The sequence below is a fragment of the Idiomarina aquatica genome (assembly GCF_003987185.1).
Lineage (GTDB): Bacteria > Pseudomonadota > Gammaproteobacteria > Enterobacterales > Alteromonadaceae > Idiomarina > Idiomarina aquatica.
Genome location: NZ_PIPS01000001.1, coordinates 1,088,373 through 1,109,621, shown reverse-complemented (window position 1 = coordinate 1,109,621; position 21,249 = coordinate 1,088,373). Strand labels below are relative to the sequence as shown.

At 51.5% G+C, this 21,249-nt stretch carries 20 protein-coding genes; 11 read left to right on the top strand and 9 right to left on the bottom strand.

The genetic code is table 11. From position 1 onward, the window contains the following. Positions 1-40 precede the first annotated feature (40 nt). From CWE23_RS05080 to tldD, 10 genes are all read left to right on the top strand, one after another. Positions 41-556 carry a prepilin-type N-terminal cleavage/methylation domain-containing protein gene (locus CWE23_RS05080; RefSeq protein WP_126819672.1) on the top strand — a complete coding sequence of 172 codons (516 nt, stop codon included), beginning with the start codon at positions 41-43 and terminating at the stop codon, positions 554-556. Positions 557-741: 185 nt separating this feature from the next. Then, a complete protein-coding gene (locus tag CWE23_RS05075) occupies positions 742-2,613 on the top strand; it encodes a formylglycine-generating enzyme family protein (protein ID WP_126819671.1) in 1,872 nt (623 codons plus the stop codon). A 58-nt stretch (positions 2,614-2,671) separates the two neighbouring features. After that, entirely contained in the window at positions 2,672-3,715 is a 1,044-nt protein-coding gene (locus CWE23_RS05070) for a rod shape-determining protein (protein ID WP_105305550.1), read from the top strand. A gap of 43 nt (positions 3,716-3,758) precedes the next feature. Then, a complete protein-coding gene (gene mreC / locus CWE23_RS05065) occupies positions 3,759-4,619 on the top strand; it encodes a rod shape-determining protein MreC (protein ID WP_105305551.1) in 861 nt (286 codons plus the stop codon). Next, positions 4,612-5,091: a rod shape-determining protein MreD gene (gene mreD, locus CWE23_RS05060; RefSeq protein WP_105305552.1), complete on the top strand. Its 480-nt coding sequence runs from the start codon at positions 4,612-4,614 to the stop codon at positions 5,089-5,091. The genes mreC and mreD overlap by 8 nt, the downstream gene beginning before the upstream one ends. Beyond that, positions 5,091-5,669, top strand: coding sequence for a Maf family protein (locus CWE23_RS05055; RefSeq protein ID WP_126819670.1), 579 nt, complete (start codon positions 5,091-5,093; stop codon positions 5,667-5,669). Before mreD ends, CWE23_RS05055 begins: the two co-directional genes overlap by 1 nt. An 11-nt stretch (positions 5,670-5,680) precedes the next feature. Beyond that, positions 5,681-7,147 (top strand): ribonuclease G, encoded by a 1,467-nt coding sequence (gene rng / locus CWE23_RS05050; protein WP_126819669.1) that lies wholly within the window; start codon positions 5,681-5,683, stop codon positions 7,145-7,147. Then, entirely contained in the window at positions 7,147-11,040 is a 3,894-nt protein-coding gene (locus tag CWE23_RS05045) for a YhdP family protein (protein ID WP_126819668.1), read from the top strand. Before rng ends, CWE23_RS05045 begins: the two co-directional genes overlap by 1 nt. Next, a complete protein-coding gene (locus CWE23_RS05040; RefSeq protein ID WP_241970531.1) occupies positions 10,994-11,830 on the top strand; it encodes a carbon-nitrogen hydrolase family protein in 837 nt (278 codons plus the stop codon). The genes CWE23_RS05045 and CWE23_RS05040 overlap by 47 nt, the downstream gene beginning before the upstream one ends. Positions 11,831-11,842: 12 nt before the next feature. Beyond that, positions 11,843-13,288 carry a metalloprotease TldD gene (gene tldD, locus CWE23_RS05035; RefSeq protein ID WP_105305556.1) on the top strand — a complete coding sequence of 482 codons (1,446 nt, stop codon included), beginning with the start codon at positions 11,843-11,845 and terminating at the stop codon, positions 13,286-13,288. A 15-nt stretch (positions 13,289-13,303) separates the two neighbouring features. On the opposite strand, the gene yjgA is transcribed toward tldD, so the two are convergent. Next, positions 13,304-13,831 carry a ribosome biogenesis factor YjgA gene (yjgA, locus tag CWE23_RS05030; protein WP_105305557.1) on the bottom strand — a complete coding sequence of 176 codons (528 nt, stop codon included), beginning with the start codon at positions 13,829-13,831 and terminating at the stop codon, positions 13,304-13,306. A gap of 84 nt (positions 13,832-13,915) precedes the next feature. Between yjgA and pmbA the strand changes: the two genes are divergently transcribed. Then, on the top strand, positions 13,916-15,262 hold the full coding sequence (gene pmbA / locus CWE23_RS05025; protein WP_105305558.1) for a metalloprotease PmbA: 1,347 nt from the start codon (positions 13,916-13,918) through the stop codon (positions 15,260-15,262). Positions 15,263-15,265: 3 nt separating this feature from the next. On the opposite strand, the gene mgtE is transcribed toward pmbA, so the two are convergent. The 8 genes from mgtE to lptA are packed head-to-tail and all read right to left on the bottom strand — an operon-like array spanning position 15,266 to position 21,246. Beyond that, positions 15,266-16,630: a magnesium transporter gene (mgtE, locus tag CWE23_RS05020; RefSeq protein WP_126819667.1), complete on the bottom strand. Its 1,365-nt coding sequence runs from the start codon at positions 16,628-16,630 to the stop codon at positions 15,266-15,268. A gap of 2 nt (positions 16,631-16,632) precedes the next feature. After that, on the bottom strand, positions 16,633-16,908 hold the full coding sequence (locus CWE23_RS05015) for an HPr family phosphocarrier protein (RefSeq protein WP_105305560.1): 276 nt from the start codon (positions 16,906-16,908) through the stop codon (positions 16,633-16,635). Continuing rightward, positions 16,908-17,753 carry an RNase adapter RapZ gene (gene rapZ, locus CWE23_RS05010; RefSeq protein WP_105305561.1) on the bottom strand — a complete coding sequence of 282 codons (846 nt, stop codon included), beginning with the start codon at positions 17,751-17,753 and terminating at the stop codon, positions 16,908-16,910. The genes CWE23_RS05015 and rapZ overlap by 1 nt, the downstream gene beginning before the upstream one ends. Further along, the gene (gene ptsN / locus CWE23_RS05005) at positions 17,744-18,214 is read right to left on the bottom strand and encodes a PTS IIA-like nitrogen regulatory protein PtsN (protein WP_105305562.1); all 471 of its coding nucleotides are present in this window, start codon (positions 18,212-18,214) and stop codon (positions 17,744-17,746) included. Before ptsN ends, rapZ begins: the two co-directional genes overlap by 10 nt. 2 nt (positions 18,215-18,216) lie before the next feature. Further along, on the bottom strand, positions 18,217-18,504 hold the full coding sequence (gene hpf, locus CWE23_RS05000; RefSeq protein ID WP_105305563.1) for a ribosome hibernation promoting factor: 288 nt from the start codon (positions 18,502-18,504) through the stop codon (positions 18,217-18,219). A gap of 28 nt (positions 18,505-18,532) precedes the next feature. Next, on the bottom strand, positions 18,533-19,990 hold the full coding sequence (locus CWE23_RS04995; RefSeq protein WP_126819666.1) for an RNA polymerase factor sigma-54: 1,458 nt from the start codon (positions 19,988-19,990) through the stop codon (positions 18,533-18,535). Between the two features lie 31 nt (positions 19,991-20,021). After that, positions 20,022-20,747 (bottom strand): LPS export ABC transporter ATP-binding protein, encoded by a 726-nt coding sequence (gene lptB, locus CWE23_RS04990; protein WP_105305565.1) that lies wholly within the window; start codon positions 20,745-20,747, stop codon positions 20,022-20,024. A gap of 4 nt (positions 20,748-20,751) precedes the next feature. Further along, positions 20,752-21,246: a lipopolysaccharide transport periplasmic protein LptA gene (lptA, locus tag CWE23_RS04985; protein WP_241970530.1), complete on the bottom strand. Its 495-nt coding sequence runs from the start codon at positions 21,244-21,246 to the stop codon at positions 20,752-20,754. Between the last annotated feature and the right edge of the window lie 3 nt (positions 21,247-21,249).

Here is a 21,249-nt window from a genome sequence, read left to right as displayed (position 1 = left end):
ACTAAAATGTACCTAAAAATATTTAGATTAGCGTATCAGTATGCGTAACTTTTTAATGCCAACACGTGGCTTTACCATCATTGAACTCATCGTCATTATTATCGTTGTAGGCATTTTAGCGGTAAGCGCTTACCCACTGATGGGCGGCCGGAGTGGTGTTGATGTCGCAGTTTATCAGGCAGAGTTGGTAAGTCTACTGCGTCAGCAACAGCAGCGAGCGATGCAGGATACAGCAACGGATAAGCTCTACAGTGCATGTGTCGCGGATAAAGATGTTGCTCTGTTTACGTTTAACTCAGGCGTTGAATGCCCTTCTCCTGAGAATATTTCGCAAATTTGTGCAGAAAGAGATGATTGCGTTCGTGTCGAGAAGCAAGATGCGGTCACGTTCAGAGGGCCTGAACGAATTAATTTTGACAGCATGGGGTGCCCTTATACTAATGCCAGTAAGCCCGCTTTGTTGTGTGCAGAAGGAACTATAATAATTGAAGTAGATGGCGAAACAACCCGTGAAATCATGATTAACCAACAAGGTTACATCCAAGCCCTTAATTGATCTCACCACTTTGTCGTCATTATCCTACATTGCCTCTTGCGCTTTTATTGACAAGCACATAGCATAAAGCACAGTGATTACAAATGCGCGACGTTGACGAACGTTCAATAAAACTACAATAACAATAGCGCGGACGCAGCAACAGCTTACTGCCGCTGAGTTATTTTCAAGCTTGGAATGGGAACATGATGCGATTGGCTCGACTGGCCGTGATAATGGCCTCTACTTTGACATTCGCCTCGACAGCATTGGCTCAACAGGAGTCAGACGCAACGCAAATGTCTGTCGAAGAAATATCAAACCAAATTGCGACCTTAGAGACAGAATACGAAAATTTTTCTGATACCGTCGCGACCTTGCAGCGAGAAGAGCAGCAGCTAAGAGAGCAGCTACAGTCTCTGCGCGAGCGTAACAATGCGCTCGAACAGCAACGGCAGACGGCGTTGGAAGAGATGAATCACCGCTATCAGCAGTTGGTTGATGACCCCAGCATTGATATTGCTGGCGCTCAGGAAGCTTATAAAGAAGCGGTGATGGCGCATCAGCAAAATAAAGAAGACATTAAGACTCAGGTGCAACTGGTCAGTGCGAAAAGCCGTGAGGTGGAAGAAGCGCGGGTTAGCAAACACAGCCTGATTAATGAAATTGAAACGTTGAAAGATCAGCGCAACGTTGCCCGAGTTGAACGTTTACAGGAAGAGTTTAACCGCACGGGTGAGCTGGAAGTCAGCCAGTCCATCGTTTGTGACCGTCAGGAAACGCTCAGCCAGTGCGAAAACCGCGGTAAATTGCTGGCTAAACAGAAAGCGTCAAAGCAATACCTGGATCAGACCTTGTCGAATTTATCCGAGTCTCAGTTGGCGCGTGATAACCTTGACCGTGTTAGTCCAAACGTACAAATTCTCGGCTCAAAGACGGTAAGTGATGGCTTTAGCGGGCAGGGTAATTATGGCGTTAAAATGGGTGTTGAATTACGCGGACAATTGCCGCAGTCGCAGGCTTGTACGTTGCTTGATATAGACGTTCGGTACTGTGCGGTAAAGCGCAGTGAGAGTAACCAACCGGTTGCTGAAGCGCCGGTTGACAGTTCTATTATGCATCCGTTGACGATTCGTTCGAATGTCTACGACGACGAAGTGATCATTGATGGCGTGAGTTATGGTTCAACGCCTATCGAAGTGATGTTGCCGGGTGGTGAACACGAAGTCGAGGTGATTAAGTATGGTTACTCCGCGTTCACACAAACCATCAATTTAAAAGACGCTCAGTCGATTCGTGCCGACTTGGAAAAGTCTGAATACTCATTTACGCGCGGTGAAAAAATTCAGGATATCTTGTTTCGGGATGTTCGCGGCCCGGAGCTGGTCGTTATGCCATCGGGCAATTTCAAAATGGGCGACTTAACCGGTAATGGTATGTCTAATGAACGCCCTGCGACGACGGAAACCATTGAACGTCCGTTTGGCATTACCGATACTGAAATTACCGTTGCGGATTTCCGTAAGTTTGTGAATGACACCGCCTATGTGACCGAAGCTGAGAAAAATGGCAGCTGTGCGGTGCTGGAAAATGGCATGCCGAAGTTTGATGATAGCCTGAACTGGCGTAATGCCGGTTTTGCTCAATCTGACGCTTCGCCCGTGGTGTGTGTGAGCTTGAACGACGCGCAGGCGTATACACAATGGCTCAGTCAGAAAAGTGGCTTTAGCTACACGATTCCTACCGAAGTGCAGTGGGAATATGCCGCGCGAGCGGGTACCGAAACCGATTTTTGGTGGGGCAACGACGTCGGTTTTGGTAAAGCCAACTGCCGTAACTGTGGCTCGGACTACTCCAATCAGCGTACCGCGCCGGTAGGCAGCTTTCAGCGTAACCCGTGGGGATTATTTGATACGGTGGGTAACGTTTGGGAATGGACGCAGTCTGACCAGAGCTCTGTCGTCCGTGGTGGTGCGTGGAATTTTGCACCCAGTTTAGCGCGAGTTTCGACACGGATGGAACTTCCGGCGGATTTCAGCTCTAATTATATAGGTTTTCGTGTGGTAAGAGCGCAGTAAGTACTGACTTGCGTTATCATTGCAGTTTTTAGCTTTTTAAGTAGGGATCTACCGCTTCATGTTTAAGAAAATTCGCGGCCTTTTTTCTAATGACCTGTCCATCGACTTAGGTACCGCCAACACATTGATCTACGTTAAGGACGAAGGCATCGTCCTGAATGAACCTTCTGTCGTTGCGATTCGTCAAGAGCGCTCGGGCGGTCCAAAGGCGATCGCCGCGGTGGGTGCGGCAGCGAAACAGATGCTGGGTCGTACGCCGGGCAACATTAAAGCCATCCGCCCGATGAAAGACGGTGTTATCGCAGACTTTTATGTGTGCGAGAAAATGCTGCAGTTTTTCATTAAACAAGTACACGACAGTCATTACTTTCGTCCCAGCCCCCGAGTATTAGTCTGTGTTCCTTGTGGCTCAACACAAGTTGAGCGCCGTGCGATTCGGGAATCGGCATTGGGTGCTGGCGCACGCGAAGTGTACCTCATCGATGAACCTATGGCTGCGGCTATTGGTGCCGGTTTGCCGGTGTCTGAAGCGACCGGCTCAATGGTTGTCGATATCGGTGGTGGTACGACCGAAGTCGCCATCATCTCGTTGAATGGCGTTGTTTATTCGTCATCGGTTCGCATTGGTGGTGATAAGTTTGATGAAGCTATCATCAACTACGTACGCCGCAACTTTGGTGCGCTGATTGGTGATGCAACGGCAGAACGCATCAAACACGAAATCGGTTCAGCCTTCCCGGGCGAGGAACTGAAAGAAATCGAAGTGCGCGGTCGTAACCTGGCCGAGGGCGTGCCGCGTTCGTTCACGCTCAACAGCAATGAGATTCTTGAAGCGCTGCAGGAGCCACTGATGGGCATCGTCAGTGCGGTTATGGTCGCATTGGAACAATCTCCGCCAGAACTGGCTTCGGACATTTCAGAGCGTGGCATGGTGCTGACCGGTGGTGGCGCGTTATTGAAAGATCTGGATCGTCTGTTGATGGAAGAAACGGGGATTCCGGTAATCATTGCGGACGATCCACTGACTTGTGTGGCCCGCGGTGGCGGTAAAGCGCTCGAAATGATTGATATGCACGGTGGTGACCTCTTTAGTTACGAGTAACAGAGCGATTTATGCAACCGATGCGAGGTGACCTAGCGCCAAGATGAAAACATTATTTGTCAGAGGCCCATCACTGTTATCCAGGCTAGTGCTCGCACTAGCCTGTTCGTTTTTATTGATCTTTATTGATCATCGCTTACAAGCGATGCAACCCGTCCGTTTGTTCCTTAATTCACTGGTCACGCCGGTACAATATTTGGCGATTCTGCCCGAGCAAATTTTGAGTGGCTTTTCGGAAAGCATTAAAACTCAGGATCAGCTCAGCGATGAAAACCAACGCCTGAAAAAGCAGTTACTGGAATTACAGGGGCAGTTGCAGCAATTTCAGTTTATTACCAACGAAAACAAGCGTCTGCGCGAGCTGTTGGGTTCCGAACAAAGGGTTCCAAACCGGCGTATGGTTGCCGAGGTAATCGCTGTTGCTTCGGAACCATTCAGTCAGCAATTAGTGATCAATAAAGGCACCCTGAATGGCGTCTACGAAGGTCAGGCGGTGCTCGATAACCGCGGTATCATCGGTCAGGTACAGGACGTCGGCAGCAATACCGCCCGGGTGTTGTTAATTTCTGACCAAAGTCATGCCATTCCGTTGCGCTCGGAGCGCAGTGACATTCGCGTGCTGGCACAGGGCACCGGTGAGATTGGTCGCCTGCAGTTAATGTTCGTGCCCCACAGTACCGGCCTGAAGGAAGGCGATCTGCTGGTGTCTTCCGGGCTGGGCGGTGTCTACCCCGAGGGTTATCCGGTCGCGCGTATTCGTAGCATTGTGCGTGACGAATCGCTGCCGTTTGCACAGGTTCAGGCCGATCCTATTTCGGCGCTTGACCGTGTTCGAAATGTGTTGTTGCTGTGGCGCAGTGACGATCAACAGCAGCCCATCTATGAGGATCAGCCAGATGCTTAAGCACGGAACCTTTACGCTGATATTAACCTATCTGGTGGCGCTGGTATTGATGGTGATGCCGATGCCGGCAGCGTTTGATACCTTTCGTCCAGACTGGGTGACGCTGGTACTACTGTATTGGGTACTGGCGATTCCACACCGTGTGAACATGGGCACCGCGCTGATCCTGGGCGTACTCAGTGATATTTTGCTCGGCTCTGTGCTTGGGGTACATGCGCTTGGTATGGTGGTGGTTACCTATTTCGTGGCTCGTCATTTCCAGCGTTTCCGCAACTTCTCGTTACCGCAGCAGGCCATTCTGGTGGCGTTTCTGATCTTGTTAAAACGGATGATTGTGTTTCAGGCTAACGTGTTCATTCATGATGCTGAGTTTACCGCCAGTTACTTTTGGCCGGCGTTTACTTCTGCGGTCTTCTGGCTGTGGCTGTTTCCATTGTTACGCAAAATTCGTCGGCACTTTAAGGTGGCCTAATGAGGATTGTCCTGGCATCGGCTTCGCCTAGGCGGGCGCAGTTATTAAAGCAGATTTGCGCCCAGTTTGAGGTGTTGCCGTCACACATCGAAGAACGGCGTCATGCCGATGAAACACCGTCGACGTACGTACAGAGACTGGCGCTCGATAAGGCACGCTATGTTGCCGGGCAGTTGGACGACACAGCGCTGGTGATTGGTAGCGATACACTCATCGATTACGCCGGTGAGGTGATGGAAAAACCACTCGACAAGCCGCATTTTAAGCAGATGTTAGGACAGCTTGCCGGGCACGTACATCAGGTGCGTACCGCCGTTGCCGTGGTTGTTACTGATGGTCGGCAGATAAAGCGTGAACAGGTCCTGGAAGTGGTCACCGATGTCGAATTAGGTGCCATCAATGATCAGCAGTTAGAGCACTACTGGAATACCGGAGAGCCGCAGGACAAAGCTGGCGGTTACGCCATTCAGGGTGGTGCAGCGCGATTCGTGAAACGCATCAATGGCAGTTATACTGCAGTTGTTGGCTTGCCATTATATGAAACCGACCAATTATTGTCGGCCGTTGCGAACAGTTAAAGGGGAGCGCGATGAGTGTCGAAGTGTTGATGAATGTGACGCCCACAGAAAGTCGCGTTGTGCTCGTCGAAAATGGCATCTTGCAGGAAGTTCATATCGAGCGCCAGGTTAAGCGTGGCTTGGTAGGCAATATTTATATGGGCAAGGTGTCGCGGGTGTTGCCGGGGATGCAAGCCGCGTTCGTTGATATTGGGCTGGATAAGGCCGCGTTCCTGCATGCGTCGGATATCGTCACCAGTATTGATGGTGATGCCATTGAGCGCGCAGAACGCAGCGAACCCAATATTACCTCATTGGTCCATCAGGGGCAGCACATCATGGTGCAGGTGGTAAAGGATCCGCTGGGCACTAAAGGCGCTCGCCTAACCACGGATATCACACTGCCATCCCGTTATCTGGTGTTCATGCCGCAGAGTTCACACGTCGGCGTGTCACAACGTATTGATGACGCTGACGAGCGCGAGCGTTTGCGCAGCCTAGCCGAGTCGCTCAGTAATGAGGATGGTTATTTCATTGTGCGTACCGCCGCTGAAGGTGCCGAAGAGGCCGCGTTAAAGGGCGATGCGGAGTTTCTGACACGATTATGGCAACAAATAAAGAAGCGCAAAAAGGCGCAACGTAAAGTTGGCGTGCTGTATGAAGATTTAAACCTGTGTTGCCGGGTGTTGAGAGACTTTGTCGGCGAGCAGATAGAGCGGATCCGGGTTGACTCCCGAACCACGCTGGAACAGCTCAAGTTGTTCACCAAGGACTTTATTCCCGAACTCAGCCCGGTGCTGGAGTATTACACCGGTGACCGGCCAATTTTTGATTTATTTGATATCGAAAATGAAATTCAGCGTGCGCTGGACAGAAGGGTGGATCTTAAGTCCGGTGGTTCGTTGATCATTGACCAGACTGAGGCCATGACCACGATTGATATCAACACAGGGGCTTTTGTTGGTCATCGTAATCTCGAAGAAACCATTTTTAACACCAACATCGAAGCCACTCAGGCGATCGCACGACAGCTGCGACTACGCAATCTCGGCGGTATCATTATTATCGATTTTATCGATATGCAGAACGATGAACATAAACGCCGTGTGTTGCACAGCCTGGAGCAGGCATTGGCAAAAGATCGGGCAAAAACGTCGATTAATGGCTTTACCACCCTCGGCTTAGTCGAAATGACTCGTAAGCGCACGCGCGAAAGCTTAGAACATGTCTTGTGTGGTGAGTGTCCGGTGTGCCGCGGTCGTGGTTCAATGAAAACCGTCGAAACGGTCTGCTATGAAATCATGCGCGAAATCGTCCGTGTGCATAAGGCCTATGACGCCGATAAATTTGTCGTTTACGCCTCGGCGGCGGTGAGCGAAGCGCTACTTAATGAAGAATCTCACGCACTGGCTGAACTTGAGCTGTTTGTTTCGCGTCAAATAACCATACAAACTGAAACGCTCTATAACCAAGAGCAATTTGATGTGGTGATGATGTAGTGTCCGCGAGTAAAGGTTTATTGTGGTTGTTGAACAAACTGTGGCTTTCACTTGCCATTGTTCTGGTGCTTGCGGCTGTGCTGATGAGTGCATTGCGCTATGCATTACCGCATATACCGGACGTTTCTGAACAATTGGAAGCGCAACTCGAAGCGCGTTTGCAGCAACCGATTGAAATTTCCTCGTTAGCGATGTCGTGGCACCGGCAAGGACCGGCGCTCGACGTAACCGGCATTCAATTGGCCGGACAAACCGATTCGCCGGTACAAGTGGATGTGGGTCAGGTATCGGTGGTACTGGATTTCTGGCAGTCACTGCTGCAGCAGCAATTGGTAGCACAGGAATTTATTTTAAATCAGGCGACCATCGACATTGATTTGCGGGGCTTGCAGGCGCAGGACAGTGAAGCGCTAAATTTAGACACGCTGGAAAGTCTATTTCTGCAGCAGCTCGAGCGTTTCTCATTAACCGAGAGCGAGCTCAACGTCATTAATCTTGCCGGAAATCGTCGTTCGATTGTGATTGAGCGGCTGTCCTGGCTCAATCGTGGTCGCCAGCACCAGGGGATTGGCCAATTCCGGGTGCGTGACTTTACCCGCAATAGTCTCGACTTCATCATCAAGCTGGATGGCAATGATCTCAGCACCGTCAACGGTCAGTTTTACGTCGATTCAAGGCAGATTGATATCAGCCCATGGCTGGAACAACAGCTGTCTAATGTGGATATCACCGAGTCTAAAGTGAACTTCACCAGTTGGTTGACGCTGGTCGACGGCAATATTTCCAGTGGTCTGCTGCAGTTGCGCGATAACGTCGTGGCGGCTCGTATTAACGAGCAAGATCTGCAGTTGCACATTGCGCAAGGACAAATTGCGATTCAGCCTCGCCAGCAGGGTTGGTTGTTGAATGTGTTGCCAATGACGCTGGAAATTAATGAACAGCAAATCGAGCTGCCGCTGATTGCCTGGCAAAGTAGCCAGCAACAACATCAACTCTCAGCACGACGTATTCCCATTCATGATCTGGCACCGTTCGTGCCATTACTATTGCCCGACACCCGCGGCGTAATCGAACAGCAAATCAATGCCGGCACCCAGGCTTTTGTTGACGCTAAGGTTATGCGCGACGCCGAAGGACATTGGGACTGGCTGGTACACAGTGACAGTATTCAAAGTGACGGCGATGAGCAACTGCCGTCGTTTTCGCCGATAGCTGTTACCGTCGCAGGGCATAACGATGAGCGCGGTTATTGGTCGGCACAGGCCGATGAATTTCAGCTGTCCAGTAGCCGCTTATCGGACGCTGCAATTTGGCAACAGCAGGCGTTCAGCTTAACGGGCAACTGGAATCACGATGACGCTGGCTGGCAATTTGAATTGGGTGACGGACAGTGGCAGTTGGGGGATTTAGCTCTGCAACTTCAGGGTCGCCTTAAGCAAGTGGGTGATGACACCCCCAGCATTGCATTGTTAGCGACGGCTGAACAATCATTCGCGGTGGCTACAGCACGTGATTTATTGCCGCGTGCCATGGGCGAGGGCGTTCGCAACTATCTGAACGAATCATTAGTGGCTGGTGACATTCGTGGTCTGGAGGTGCTCTGGCGTGGCCCTCTGCAACACTTCCCCGATGATGACATGGCCGGCGTATTTAATGCCCGCGTTGACTTCGCAGGGTTGGATTATCAGTTTCAGGCCGATTGGCCGATGCTGCAGGACACGCCTCTACGGCTTGATTTTTACCAGCACGGGCTGTTTATGTTCAGCGACGCCGGTCAGCTTATGGACGTCACGGTGGACGCGGTCAGTGCAAAAATTCCCGATCTGACTGACGGCGGCCGCGGGCTGCAGTTGCAAAGTTCAGTCAGTTCGGAGGCCGGCAGCTTGAAACCGGTCTTTGATGCGTCGCCATTGCAGTCGGTAGCAGAAACCTTAACTCAGGTGCAACCGAGGTCAGCGATTAAAGGTGACTTTCGCCTGGATATTCCTTTCGACGGCTCCCGGGATGTCGATGTGTCGGTGCGAGCCGATCTGGCCGGGCAAGCCTTTTATGTGACCGCGATCGATCAAAGCTTTGCCGTGAAGCGTGGCACATTGATGATTGATAATGCGCAGGTAAGTACCCGTGATCTCATCATGAACTGGTACGGGCGTCCGATTAACACTGAAATTGTCGGCAATAACAAAGATGGTGACTACTTACTAACCGTTTCTACGGCGATTGATTGGCAATTAGAGCCATTACTGGAGAATTTACCGAGTGACGGTTGGCAGAAATATTTTTATGGTGCCATCAACGGTACCGGTGAGTTGGAATTATTATTGGGTGACCAAGTTAACGTCGACTGGACTTCACAATACGACTTGACCGGACTGGAATCGAACTTGCCGGCACCGTTAGCGAAAGACTTTGGCGAAAACTGGCAGTTGCAGTTGAACCTGAGCGGAGACCCCGGGCAACTGCAACTGGACGTCAATGTCGACGACCGGTTGGACTGGTCCAGTCGTTGGCAACCGGGTGTTGCTGAATGGCAGCAGGCTAGCCTGGTGCTGGGTGAGCAACCCTCTTCGCAACGGGCAACATTGGCGCAGGGGCGAGGCGCCTTCGTGATCTCAGCGGTTTTACCCCAGGTTAATATTGGTGAATGGTACGATTTGGTTTATTTCATGCAACAGAGCGATGACGGTACCGATGATACCGCTGAAGGCTCGTCGATACCGCCGTTGGCGCCGGACTATATTACGGTTACAACGCCATTGTTGATGTGGGCCGGACAGCAGTTTGCCGACGCGGAATTTGAAATATGGCCTGACAATACGGTTTGGAATGGTCGAGTATTTGCCAATGATTTGGCCTTAGAAATCCGTATCCCGGAAGACTTTATAGAAAGCCCCATTGAAGTGGATGCGGATTTTGTACAGCTTTCCTCTGAGTTAGATGGCGGTACGGATAATCCCGTTCGCGAGTCGGAAGGCGAGTGGCAGTGGGTGACGCGGTTACCGGCCATTAACGTTAACTGTAAAACCTGTAAACTTGACGATAAGAGCTTCGTCGATGTGCGGGCACAGTTAAAACCGGTGAAAGGTGGGGTCGAATTATCAAACCTCAGCGCGCGCAGCAATAATTCACAAATCAACAGCTCTGGTTATTGGCTGGTTGATGATGGTAAGCCTCATACCCAAATCAGCGGCCAACTCAGCAGCGAAGATTTTGGTGATCTGTTACGAGAGTATGGGTTGGAAACGGCGATTCGCGACAGCGCTGCGGAGATTGAGTTTGGACTCAACTGGGACGGACATCCGCATCAACTGGATTTTGACAGCCTCGGTGGTTCGATGAGTTGGGAGTTAGGTCAGGGCTATCTTGCCGAAGTCAGCGATGGTGGCGCACGACTGTTTTCGTTACTGAGCTTAGACGGTATTTTGCGTAAGCTGACCCTCGATTTCCGTGATATCTTCTCTCAAGGTATGTTCTATACTAACTTGTCAGGTAGCGTGCAGGTGGCTAATGGTGTGGCGACCACCAACGATACCCAAATGCTCGGCTCGGCCGGTAATATGGAAATCAAAGGCACCACCAACCTGGTGACCGAAGAATTAAACTATCAATTGACCTACGCGCCCAAGGTGACTTCCAGCTTACCGGTTATCCTTGCCTGGATGGTGAACCCGCCCAGTGGACTTGCCGCCTTGCTCATTGATAAGGTATTGCAGGACGCCGAAGTTATTTCACAGTTACGTTATCAAGTGACCGGCACCATTAGCGAACCCGTTGTGACCGAAGTGGATCGCAACAGTCGCCCGGTTGATATTCCGGAGCTTGATATCCCGCAGGAGGACCAACCGAGTGAACCAACAAACGCAACCTCTGCTGACGGCGGTTCAGTTAAGTAGCCGCGAAACGCCCGAGCAAAACCTGGAACGTGTCGAACATTGGCTGCAACAGCTGCCTTCACAACGGCCACAACTGGTGGTACTGCCGGAGGCTTTTAGCTGTTTTGGCGCAGGCGATCGCGCGCAATTGGCGATGGCTGAGCCTGACAACGACGGCCCGGTGCAGAAGCGCTTAGCGCAATTAGCGAAACACTATGGGGTATACCTGATTGGTGGCACCATTCCGTTGCAGGCCGGTGAACGCTTTGCTGCTGCATCCCTGGCCTACGATCCGCAAGGCCAACGGATTGGTCGTTACGATAAAATCCATCTGTTTGATGTCGATGTCGCTGATAACACCCGTCGGTATCGGGAGTCTAAATGGACGAAACCGGGCGGCTCGATTGTTACCATCGACTGTGGCTTTGCTGTGGTCGGTATGGCGGTATGTTATGATGTTCGTTTTCCTGAGTTATTTAAGGCGCTGCGACAGGCCGGCGCCGATATTATTGCCCTGCCGTCGGCGTATACTCAGGTGACGGGAGCGGCGCACTGGCACACGCTGGTGCGCGCCCGAGCCATCGAACAACAAGTTTATGTGGTTGCGCCTGGGCAGGTTGGTGAACATGCTAACGGCCGGAAAACCTATGGACATTCACTGATCGTCGATCCCTGGGGCGAAATTCAGGCCGAACGAGCGCAGGGTGAAGGGGTTATCAGTGCCCCGTTTGAGCGAGCTCGGCTTGCTGAGATCCGGCAACAAATGCCGGTGGCAGAGCAAAGTCGTTTAAAGGTCGCGTTAACGCAGTAATAAAGAGGTTTCATGACAAATAACAGTCAACCCTCACTGGCGTGGTTAAGCCAGTGGGGTATTGGTGAAGACCAACTCCAGGCCGCACTTGGCAAACTCTATACCGGCGACATTGATTTCGCAGACATTTATCTGCAAAACAGCGTCAATGAGTCTTGGGTGCTGGAAGACGGAATCATCAAAGATGGTGCTTACCATATCGAAACCGGTATGGGTGTGCGTGCAGTACACGGTGAAAAAACCGGTTTTGCGTACGCCGATGAGATAACGGAGCAGGCGCTTTCACGCACGTGCGAAGCGGCACGCGGTATTGTCCGACAGGGACAGAGTAAACAGGTGAAAGCGCTGTCATCGCGTGCTATCACGCCGCGCTATCAAGGCATTAATCCGCTGACGTCGCTCAATGAAAGCGAAAAAATCGCGTTGCTTAAGCAAGTGGATGCGCACGCCCGTGCGCAAGATCCACGAGTTTCACAAGTGGTGGTGAGTTTATCGGCTAGTTACGATGACGTTACGGTTGCCGCTACCGATGGTACCTTGGCTTCCGATGTGCGGCCGTTGGTGAGACTGAACTGCAGTGTGATTGCTGAACAGGACGGTCGCCGTGAGCGTGGTAGCGCTGGCGGCGGCGCGCGTGTCGGGTATGATTATTTTCTGCTGCAAGACGGTAAGCCTCGCTGGCAGAAATTTGCCGAAGAAGCGGTACGTCAGGCATTGGTTAATCTGGAAGCCGTGCCGGCACCTGCGGGGACGATGCCCGTGGTGTTGGGAGCCGGCTGGCCCGGTGTGTTGTTGCACGAAGCTGTGGGTCACGGGCTGGAAGGGGACTTTAACCGCAAAGGATCTTCGGCCTACTCCGGCAAAATTGGTCAGAAAGTAGCGTCGGAGCTGTGCACCATTGTCGACGACGGCACCCTCAGCGACCGTCGGGGTTCGATGACCATCGACGACGAGGGCACGGAAAGCGGCTACAACGTGTTGATTGAAAAAGGCGTTCTCAAAGGCTACATGCAGGACAAGATGAACGCGCGCTTGATGAATATGCCGTTAACCGGTAACGGGCGTCGGGAAAGTTACGCGCATTTGCCAATGCCGCGCATGACCAACACCTATATGTTACCGGGCGAACACGAGCCGGAAGAGATCATCGCCAGTGTTAAGCGCGGTATTTATGCGCCACATTTTGCCGGTGGTCAGGTGGATATTACCTCCGGTCAGTTTGTGTTTTCGGCGTCGGAAGCTTATTTAATTGAAAACGGCAAGATTACGACACCGATTAAAGGCGCTACGCTGATTGGTAATGGCCCGGATGCCATGTCTCAAGTGTCCATGGTCGGAAATGACCTGGAACTGGACGAAGGGGTTGGCGTGTGTGGTAAAGACGGTCAGAGTCTGCCGGTTGGCGTTGGCCAGCCGACACTCAAACTGGACGCAATGACGGTCGGCGGCACCGAATAACGGAGGATGAGCCGCTCAGCGGCTCATCAACTTACGCAGTTCGACAAAGATGCGACGCGATGCCATTGGCGGCTTATTGTGTTGCTGCTGTTGCAGGTGTTCAGCGTATAACGACAGCAACTGTGCTCGGTCAGCCTCGGGCTGCTGTTGGCACAGTTCATCAATAGCGCTGGCGCCCTCAGCCAGAATGCGGTCACGCCATTGCTCAATGTGATGAAACTGGGCGGTAGCCTGCTGGTGACGTCCTTGCAATTCGGCCAATGCCTCTTTAATTGGCTGTGGGTCACGCTGGCGCATCAGTTTGCCGATAAACTGCAATTGGCGACGGTAGCCTTCGTGCTTGTTCCGAATGCGTCGGGCCAGCAGCAAAGCATCGCGCAACTCGTCATCTAACGGGATGGTTTTGAGTTGGGTATCGGTCAACTGGATCAGTTCTTTGCCAAGATCCTGCAACGCGTCCATTTCGCGTTTGATCTGGGACTTACTGACAAACGACTCGTCGTCGTGTTGGCCATCGTTGGCATCAGAAGTGTGCTTGGTCATGAGTAGTGCAGTACACAGGTTATGAATGAAGACTAAGTTTAGCAGTTTTCGCTACCAAGCCGGTAGCGGTTTAAGGAGAGCTTTTTGAAATTACAACGCGAACAACTAGAGCAACAGCTTGGGCAAGTGAAGCAGGCCGTTTCCGAGGCGTTAGATATTGCTCGCCAGCTTGGCGCGAGCGATGCAGAATGTTCGATCAGCAAGAGCTCGGGAATTTCGGTGGGTACTCGCATGGGTGAGGTTGAAACCGTTGAGTTTAACCAGGATGGCGCACTGGGCATTACGGTCTACCGCGATCATCAGAAGGGCTCGGCGTCGACCACCGATTTGTCGACCGAGGCGATTCGTGCTGCGGTTAATAAAGCCTGCGAAATCGCCCGCCACACCTCCGCAGATCCTTATAACGGGTTAGCACCGAAGGAACTGATGGCGTTCGAATACCCTGAGCTTGAGCTTTGCCATCCGGGCGACCAAAGTCCCGAGTATGCTATTGAACAAGCGCTACGGTGCGAGCGACATGCGTTAACTCTGGATAAACGGATTATCAACTCAGACGGCGCCCACTATGGTTCACACAGTGGCTTTAAAGTTTACGGCAACAGCCACGGCTTTATCGGCGGTTATCTGCAGTCACGGCAGAATCTCAGCTGTGTGCTGATTGCAGAGCAAGACGGTAAAATGCAGCGAGACATGAGCTATACCGTCGCCCGCCGCACGGACGACTTGCTGGCCGCTGAACAGGTTGCTGAGCAAGCGGCCGAAGAAACGTTGGCGCGACTGGGTGCGCGTAAGATTGATACGGCGAAGGTACCGGTAATTTTCCGTGCCGACGTCGCGAGCAGTCTGTTTGGCCATATGATTGCCGCCATCAGTGGGGGCAACCTGTACCGTAAGTCGAGCTTCCTATTGGACGCGCTGGGAGAAACCATCTTACCCGAGTGGCTAACCATCACGGAAGACCCTCATTTGGTTGGTGGGCTGGCAAGCACGCCGTTTGATAATGAAGGAGTAGCAACTCGCAAGCAGGACATCATTAAAGCCGGCGTACTGCAAACTTACCTGCTGACCAGTTACGCAGCCCGAAAGCTGGATCGCACGCCTACCGGGCATGCCGGCGGTATCCATAACTGGCGTATGACCCACTCGGATAAATCGTTACAGCAACTGTGCCAGCAAATGGGTAAAGGTCTGCTGGTCACCGAACTCATGGGGCAGGGTGTGAACCTGGTGAATGGCGACTATTCACGCGGAGCCGCCGGTTTCTGGGTAGAAAACGGTGAAATACAGTATCCGGTGGAAGAGATTACCATTGCCGGTAACCTGAAAGATATGTTGCGCAATATTGTTGCTATTGGCAATGACACAGACACCCGGCACGCGCTGCATACCGGGTCGGTGTTACTGGATGAATTACGAATTGCCGGTGTTTAACGGTTAGGCGGAAAGCAACAACGTCGCGGTGCCAAGGAAGGCAAAAATACCGACAACATCGGTAACCGTTGTAAGAATGACCCCGCCTGCAAGGGCAGGGTCAATATTAAATTTCTTCAATATCATTGGCACCGTAACCCCGGCCAGCGCGGCTGCCAGTAAGTTCGCCATCATCGCGAAGGCGATAATGCCACCGACCAGCCAGCTCTGCATCCACAACGCCACAACGGCGGCTATCAAGACCGACCAGATAACGCCATTAAGCGCCCCAATCGCGAGCTCCTTACCGATAAGCCAACGTGAGTTACTGGTACCGATGTGGCCGAGCGCCATACCCCGAATAACCAGAGTCAGTGTCTGACTGCCGGCGATACCGCCCATGCTTGGGACGATGGTATTGAGAATGGCGAGCACTGCCATTTGCGCCAAAATGTCTTCAAACAACGAACTGACCATTGCCGCCAGTAACGCGGTCAGCAAGTTAATCGCCAGCCATACGGTACGGCGACGGGTACTTTTCAGTACCGGTGCGAAGGTATCTTCATCATCCTCAAGACCGGCCATGCTCAGCATCGAGTGCTGGGCTTCTTCACGAATGATATCAACCACGTCATCGATGGTGATACGACCGACCAATTGCTGTTCTGCGTCAACAACCGGCGCGGAAACCCAGTCAAAGCGTTCAAAAAGTTTAGCGACTTCGGTTTCCTGCATATCGACCGGGATACTGACCACTTCGGTCGACATGATGTCAGAAACAATTTTGCTGGGATCAACGGTAACCAGCCGCGCCAACGAGATTTCACCAATCAGTTTGTCGTTGCGATCAGCAACATAGAGCATGTCAGTGGCTTCGGGTAACTCACCCTTCAAGCGCAAATAACGCAGAACCACGTCAACGCTGACGTCGGCCCGAACCGTGATGGTGTCGGTATTCATGATACCGCCGGCGGTATCCTCATCATAGGACAGTGCCGTCTCTGCACGTTCGCGGTCGCGCTCGTCCATCGACTTAAGCACTTCCTGATAAACCTGATCCGGAAGACCACGAAGAACATAGGCAAGGTCATCGGTGTCCATGCCTTCGGTTGCGGCGGCCAGTTTCTCCGGCGCCATTTGCCGGATGATCGACTTCTGTACTTCTTCGGAGAGTTCTTCGAGGATTTCACCGTGTTCGTCAACATCGACCAGCTTCCAGACGATGGCACGGTTTTTCGGCGGTGATGACTCCAGTAACAGCGCGATGTCACAGGCCGGCATGTTATGCAGCATACGGCGGGCAGCCACGTACATGCCGTCCGCCAGGGCAGCATTCACCTCTTGAATACGCTGCATTGCATATTCTTTATCGGTCAGTTCGGCGACCATGCTTATTCGTCTTCCTCAAAGCGCTGTTCAAATAACTCGGTAACGGCTGCCAACGCGGCTTCGGCCTCATTGCCTTCGGCATATACATTAACCGCTTTGCCTTGTTTACCGGCAAGCAGCATCAGACACATGACACTGGCTGCATCGACACGCTGGCCGTCTTGTTCAACCGCGATTTTGGCATCGAAACGCTGGGTAAGTTGCGCCAGTTTGGTGGCTGCGCGTGCGTGTAGACCAAGTTTATTACGAATGATCAGTGTTTTACAGAGGGTTGCCATTATTTTGTTATCTCACGGTGGCGCACTTGCACATTAATCGCCGTATGACGAAAACGTTCTGCCAACTGCTCGGTGATGTAAACAGAACGGTGCTGACCGCCGGTGCAACCTGTGGCAATGGTCAGATAGCTACGGTTGCTGCGCTGAAAATGTGGAATCCAGGTGGCCAGGAAGTTTTCCACCTGATGGATGTACTTAGCAACCAGCGGTTGTTGCCGGAAGTAATGCTGGACATCATCATCCAGGCCACTGAGCAGTTTGAGCTCTGGCTGCCAGTGTGGGTTTGGCAATATGCGCGCATCAAAGACAAAGTCGGCATCTTTGGGTAAGCCGTATTTGAAGCCAAACGATTGAAAGACGATGATGAGCTTTTTCTGTGCCCGCCCCAGCACTCGTTCGGCGACTTGCTCACTCAGTTGGTGCAACGACAAGTGGCTACTGTCGATGCGCCAGTTGGCACGCTCCATAATCGGCTCAAGTAGCTTGTGTTCAAGCTGTAGGGCGTCAGTGAGGGGCAGTTCTTTTTGTGACAACGGGTGTAGCCGGCGGGTTTCGCCGAAGCGCTGTAATAAGGTTTGGTCATCCGCATCAATGAACAAAATTTCCGGCTCGACTTCAGCCGGGAGAAAGTCCAGCGACTCGAGTAATTCTTCCGAATTTTCGGGTAAATTTCTTACGTCGATACTGATGGCAATGCGATCATATTGCGCCATTACGGCATGCACCAGCGTCGGTAACAAAGCGATCGGAAGGTTATCAACGCAGTAGTAGCCAAGATCTTCCAGAACCCGAAGAGCGATGGTTTTTCCTGAACCAGACCGGCCACTAACAACGATTAACTGCATGATCCGTCACTGTCCTCATTAACAAAAATGTCGTAAAGATCCTGGTCACTATGTGCCGCTCGCAGTGCACGGGTACACACTTTATCATTCATGCGGCGTGCTACGGTGGCCAGCGTTTGCAGATGATTTTCGTGTTCAGATTCGGGTACCAGCAGGGCAAAAATAATGTCTACGGGCTGGTTATCTATGGCGTCAAACTCAATCGGCTCGGCAAGCGTTATCAACACCGCCACAGGCTGAGTTGCATTGGGTAAGCGACCATGTGGAATCGCAATACCAAGGCCAATACCGGTACTGCCTAAACGTTCGCGATTTAACAGGCTCTCAAAAATATCATGGCGGGTAATGCCGACCAGCTTGGGAGCCGCAATTTGGCTAATGGTTTCTAATAGCCGTTTTTTACTTGCGCCCTCGACTGCACACTTGGTGCAGTCGGGGCTTAACAGTTCAGACAGTTGCATGATTAATGCTTTTTCATTTTCTCTTTGTGTTTAATAACTTGCCGATCGAGTTTATCAATTAAACCATCGATGGCCGCATACATATCGTCGTGTTGGGCATCGGCAAAAATTTCGCCGCCATTAACGTGCAGGTTGGCTTCCGCGATTTGTGCCGTTTTTTCTACTTTAAGGATGACGTGAACATTGTTGATGTGGTCAAAGTGTCGCTCAAGTTTAGCGAACTTAGTGTCTACATAGTCACGCAGTGCGTCGGTAATATCGATGTGATGACCGGTCAAATTAATTTGCATAACGTCTTCCTTCTTGTTTCTATCACGATTAAAGCAGACTCTTGCGTTGGCTCGAGGACGGAATGTTTAACGACTCCCGATACTTCGCAATTGTCCTCCTTGCTACTTGGATTCCCTGGTCTGCTATGAGTTCAGCAATTTTGCTGTCACTCAATGGTTTAGCGCGGTTTTCCGCCGCCACTAACTTCTTAATTAAAGCACGAATAGCGGTACTTGAACACTCACCTCCTGCTTCTGTATTGACATGACTGGAGAAAAAGTATTTGAGTTCAAACACGCCCCGTGGGCAGTGTAGATATTTCTGCGTAGTGACCCGTGAAATGGTGCTTTCATGCATATCGACGGCTTCGGCGATGTCGTTGAGTACCATCGGCTTCATAGCCTCTTCACCGTGTTCAAAAAAGCCTTGTTGGCGGTGAACAATGCAGTGTGCAACCTTTAACAAGGTCTCATTACGACTTTCCAAACTTTTAATGAACCAGCGCGCTTCCTGCGTGTGCGATTTTATATATTGACTGTCTGCTGCGGATTTTGCGGCTTTACTTAAGGCCGCATATTCTTCGTTCACTTTTAATTTGGGTACGCTGTCGGGATTCAATTCGACCACCCAGCGCCCTTGTTTTTTTACCACTGAAACGTCGGGTATGACGTATTCAACCGGCTTCTGCGCAATTTGTTCACCGGGGTGAGGATGCAATTGCTGAATTAATTGCATAATCTCTTTCAGTTGCCCTTCGGATAAGCGCATTTTGCGCAGGATGGTGCGGTAATCGCGGCTACCGAGCAGGTCCATGTGTTGCTGTACAAGCTCCAGCGCCTGTTCTTTGAGTGGTGAGTCTTCTACTTGTTGACGTAACTGAATGCTCAGACACTCGGCGACATCGCGGGCACCAACACCAACGGGATCAAAATGTTGAATACGCTTCAGCACCATCAGCACTTCGTCTTCACCAACGTCCAGGTGCTGTAACGCGGCAACGATGTCGTCAACGGAGGAAGTCAGGTAGCCATTATCATCAATCGACTCGATAATGGCTTCGGCTATTTCAGTGTCCTCATCGGAAAAATGCGACAGTTGCATTTGCCACAACAGGTGATCCTGCAGTGACTCACTGGTTTCGCCCTGATAGACATCCATCTCGCCGTCATAGCTTTTACCGTTAGGGCTGGTAACCGATGTCGGAGTGGATGAGGTATAGGTATCATCCCAGCTGCTGTCGACCGGGAGCTCATCAGGGAGTTGATCTTTTTTCAGCACATCAGAGGTTTCCTGATGGCTGTCATCACGATGATTAGAGGTTTCTGGTGCTTCACCCTCGACGTCCTGATGGTCACCGTCAACTTCAAGCAGCGGGTTGTTGTCCAGTGCCTCCTGAATTTCAGCCTGTAGATCCAACGACGACAACTGCAGCAGGCGAATGGCTTGCTGTAGTTGTGGTGTCATGGTCAGCTGCTGACCGATTTTTAACTGAAGGCTTTGTCGCATTTATCTGACTCCCGGCTTCACGCTATGCTGCTTACAGTGTGAACTGCTCACCGAGGTAAACATCCTTAACCTGTTGATTTGATAATATACTCTCAGCATCACCGCTGGCAATCAATTGTCCGTGACTGACAATATAAGCATGCTCACATACTGACAAGGTCTCACGTACATTATGATCGGTGATCAAAACACCAATGCCACGTTGTTTAAGGTGCTCGATAATTTTCTTGATATCGAGTACAGAAATCGGGTCCACCCCGGCAAACGGTTCATCAAGCAGAATAAAGGTCGGGTCCGCCGCCAATGCGCGGGCGATTTCAACGCGGCGGCGTTCGCCGCCGGAAAGGCTCATGCCGAGGCTATTGGCGATGTGGCCGATGTGAAACTCTTCTAACAGTGCATCAACCTTTTCTTCGCGCTCTACTGCGGTGAGGTTTTTGCGAGTTTCCAGGATTGCCATCAGATTGTCGCGCACGGTCAGTTTCCGGAAAATCGATGACTCCTGCGGCAAATAACCGATGCCACGTCGCGCTCGCTCGTGCATAGGCAGCAGGGTTAAGTCGGTGTCATCCAGATAAATCTGTCCTTTGTCGCTGTTCACCAAGCCTACGATCATGTAAAAGGTCGTGGTTTTACCGGCACCGTTCGGGCCCAGCAGCCCAATGATTTGCCCCTGGCTGACTTCCAGACTCACGTCCTTAACCACTTGCCGGCGTTTGTAACTCTTTGCTAAATGACGAACGGATAAAGTAGCCATGAACTCAGTTGTTGCTCCCGTTTTTATCGTCTTTTTTCTTTTTCGGCGGTGTGAATATGGTGGTTACCCGGTTGTTTTCAGAACCTTCGCCACTGGCTGAAACGGTCTGCTGAGCCAGGTCATAGGTAATAATTTGCGCACTCGAACGGCTGGAGCCCTGCGAGACTTGAGCATTCCCCACCAGTTCCAGCACTTCACGTGCCTGATAGTAGGTAATACGGTCGGCCTGTGCACTGATGGTGGAACCGTCGTCCAGTTGTTGAGTATAGGTCGCTGGATTTCCTTCCGCGATAAAGGTGTCCGCCTGTTGATCCGCATTTCGCAGAGCTTCGACACGATCGGCCTTAATTTCCAACGTGCCCTGTTTGACGGTAACATTATCGGTCAGCAGTAGCCGGTTGTTTTTGATATCCAGTTCTTCATGCCCGGCGGTTAATTCAATGGCTTTCGAGAAGTCCGCTTCGCCTTGCGCATAAACGTTCGCACTGACGAGCAGCATAAC

What these genes read in the sequence shown, in the direction of transcription:
- rng (WP_126819669.1), top strand. Translation starts at nt 5,681, where the DNA reads ATGAGTGTCGAAGTGTTGATGAATGTGACGCCCACAGAAAGTCGCGTT.
- yjgA (WP_105305557.1), bottom strand. Translation starts at nt 13,831, where the DNA reads ATGACCAAGCACACTTCTGATGCCAACGATGGCCAACACGACGACGAG.
- tldD (WP_105305556.1), top strand. Translation starts at nt 11,843, where the DNA reads ATGACAAATAACAGTCAACCCTCACTGGCGTGGTTAAGCCAGTGGGGT.
- CWE23_RS05055 (WP_126819670.1), top strand. Translation starts at nt 5,091, where the DNA reads ATGAGGATTGTCCTGGCATCGGCTTCGCCTAGGCGGGCGCAGTTATTA.
- mgtE (WP_126819667.1), bottom strand. Translation starts at nt 16,630, where the DNA reads ATGGTCGCCGAACTGACCGATAAAGAATATGCAATGCAGCGTATTCAA.
- CWE23_RS05075 (WP_126819671.1), top strand. Translation starts at nt 742, where the DNA reads ATGATGCGATTGGCTCGACTGGCCGTGATAATGGCCTCTACTTTGACA.
- CWE23_RS05015 (WP_105305560.1), bottom strand. Translation starts at nt 16,908, where the DNA reads ATGGCAACCCTCTGTAAAACACTGATCATTCGTAATAAACTTGGTCTA.
- CWE23_RS05070 (WP_105305550.1), top strand. Translation starts at nt 2,672, where the DNA reads ATGTTTAAGAAAATTCGCGGCCTTTTTTCTAATGACCTGTCCATCGAC.
- rapZ (WP_105305561.1), bottom strand. Translation starts at nt 17,753, where the DNA reads ATGCAGTTAATCGTTGTTAGTGGCCGGTCTGGTTCAGGAAAAACCATC.
- CWE23_RS04995 (WP_126819666.1), bottom strand. Translation starts at nt 19,990, where the DNA reads ATGCGACAAAGCCTTCAGTTAAAAATCGGTCAGCAGCTGACCATGACA.
- mreC (WP_105305551.1), top strand. Translation starts at nt 3,759, where the DNA reads ATGAAAACATTATTTGTCAGAGGCCCATCACTGTTATCCAGGCTAGTG.
- lptB (WP_105305565.1), bottom strand. Translation starts at nt 20,747, where the DNA reads ATGGCTACTTTATCCGTTCGTCATTTAGCAAAGAGTTACAAACGCCGG.
- mreD (WP_105305552.1), top strand. Translation starts at nt 4,612, where the DNA reads ATGCTTAAGCACGGAACCTTTACGCTGATATTAACCTATCTGGTGGCG.
- lptA (WP_241970530.1), bottom strand. Translation starts at nt 21,246, where the DNA reads ATGCTGCTCGTCAGTGCGAACGTTTATGCGCAAGGCGAAGCGGACTTC.
- ptsN (WP_105305562.1), bottom strand. Translation starts at nt 18,214, where the DNA reads ATGCAACTGTCTGAACTGTTAAGCCCCGACTGCACCAAGTGTGCAGTC.
- CWE23_RS05080 (WP_126819672.1), top strand. Translation starts at nt 41, where the DNA reads ATGCGTAACTTTTTAATGCCAACACGTGGCTTTACCATCATTGAACTC.
- hpf (WP_105305563.1), bottom strand. Translation starts at nt 18,504, where the DNA reads ATGCAAATTAATTTGACCGGTCATCACATCGATATTACCGACGCACTG.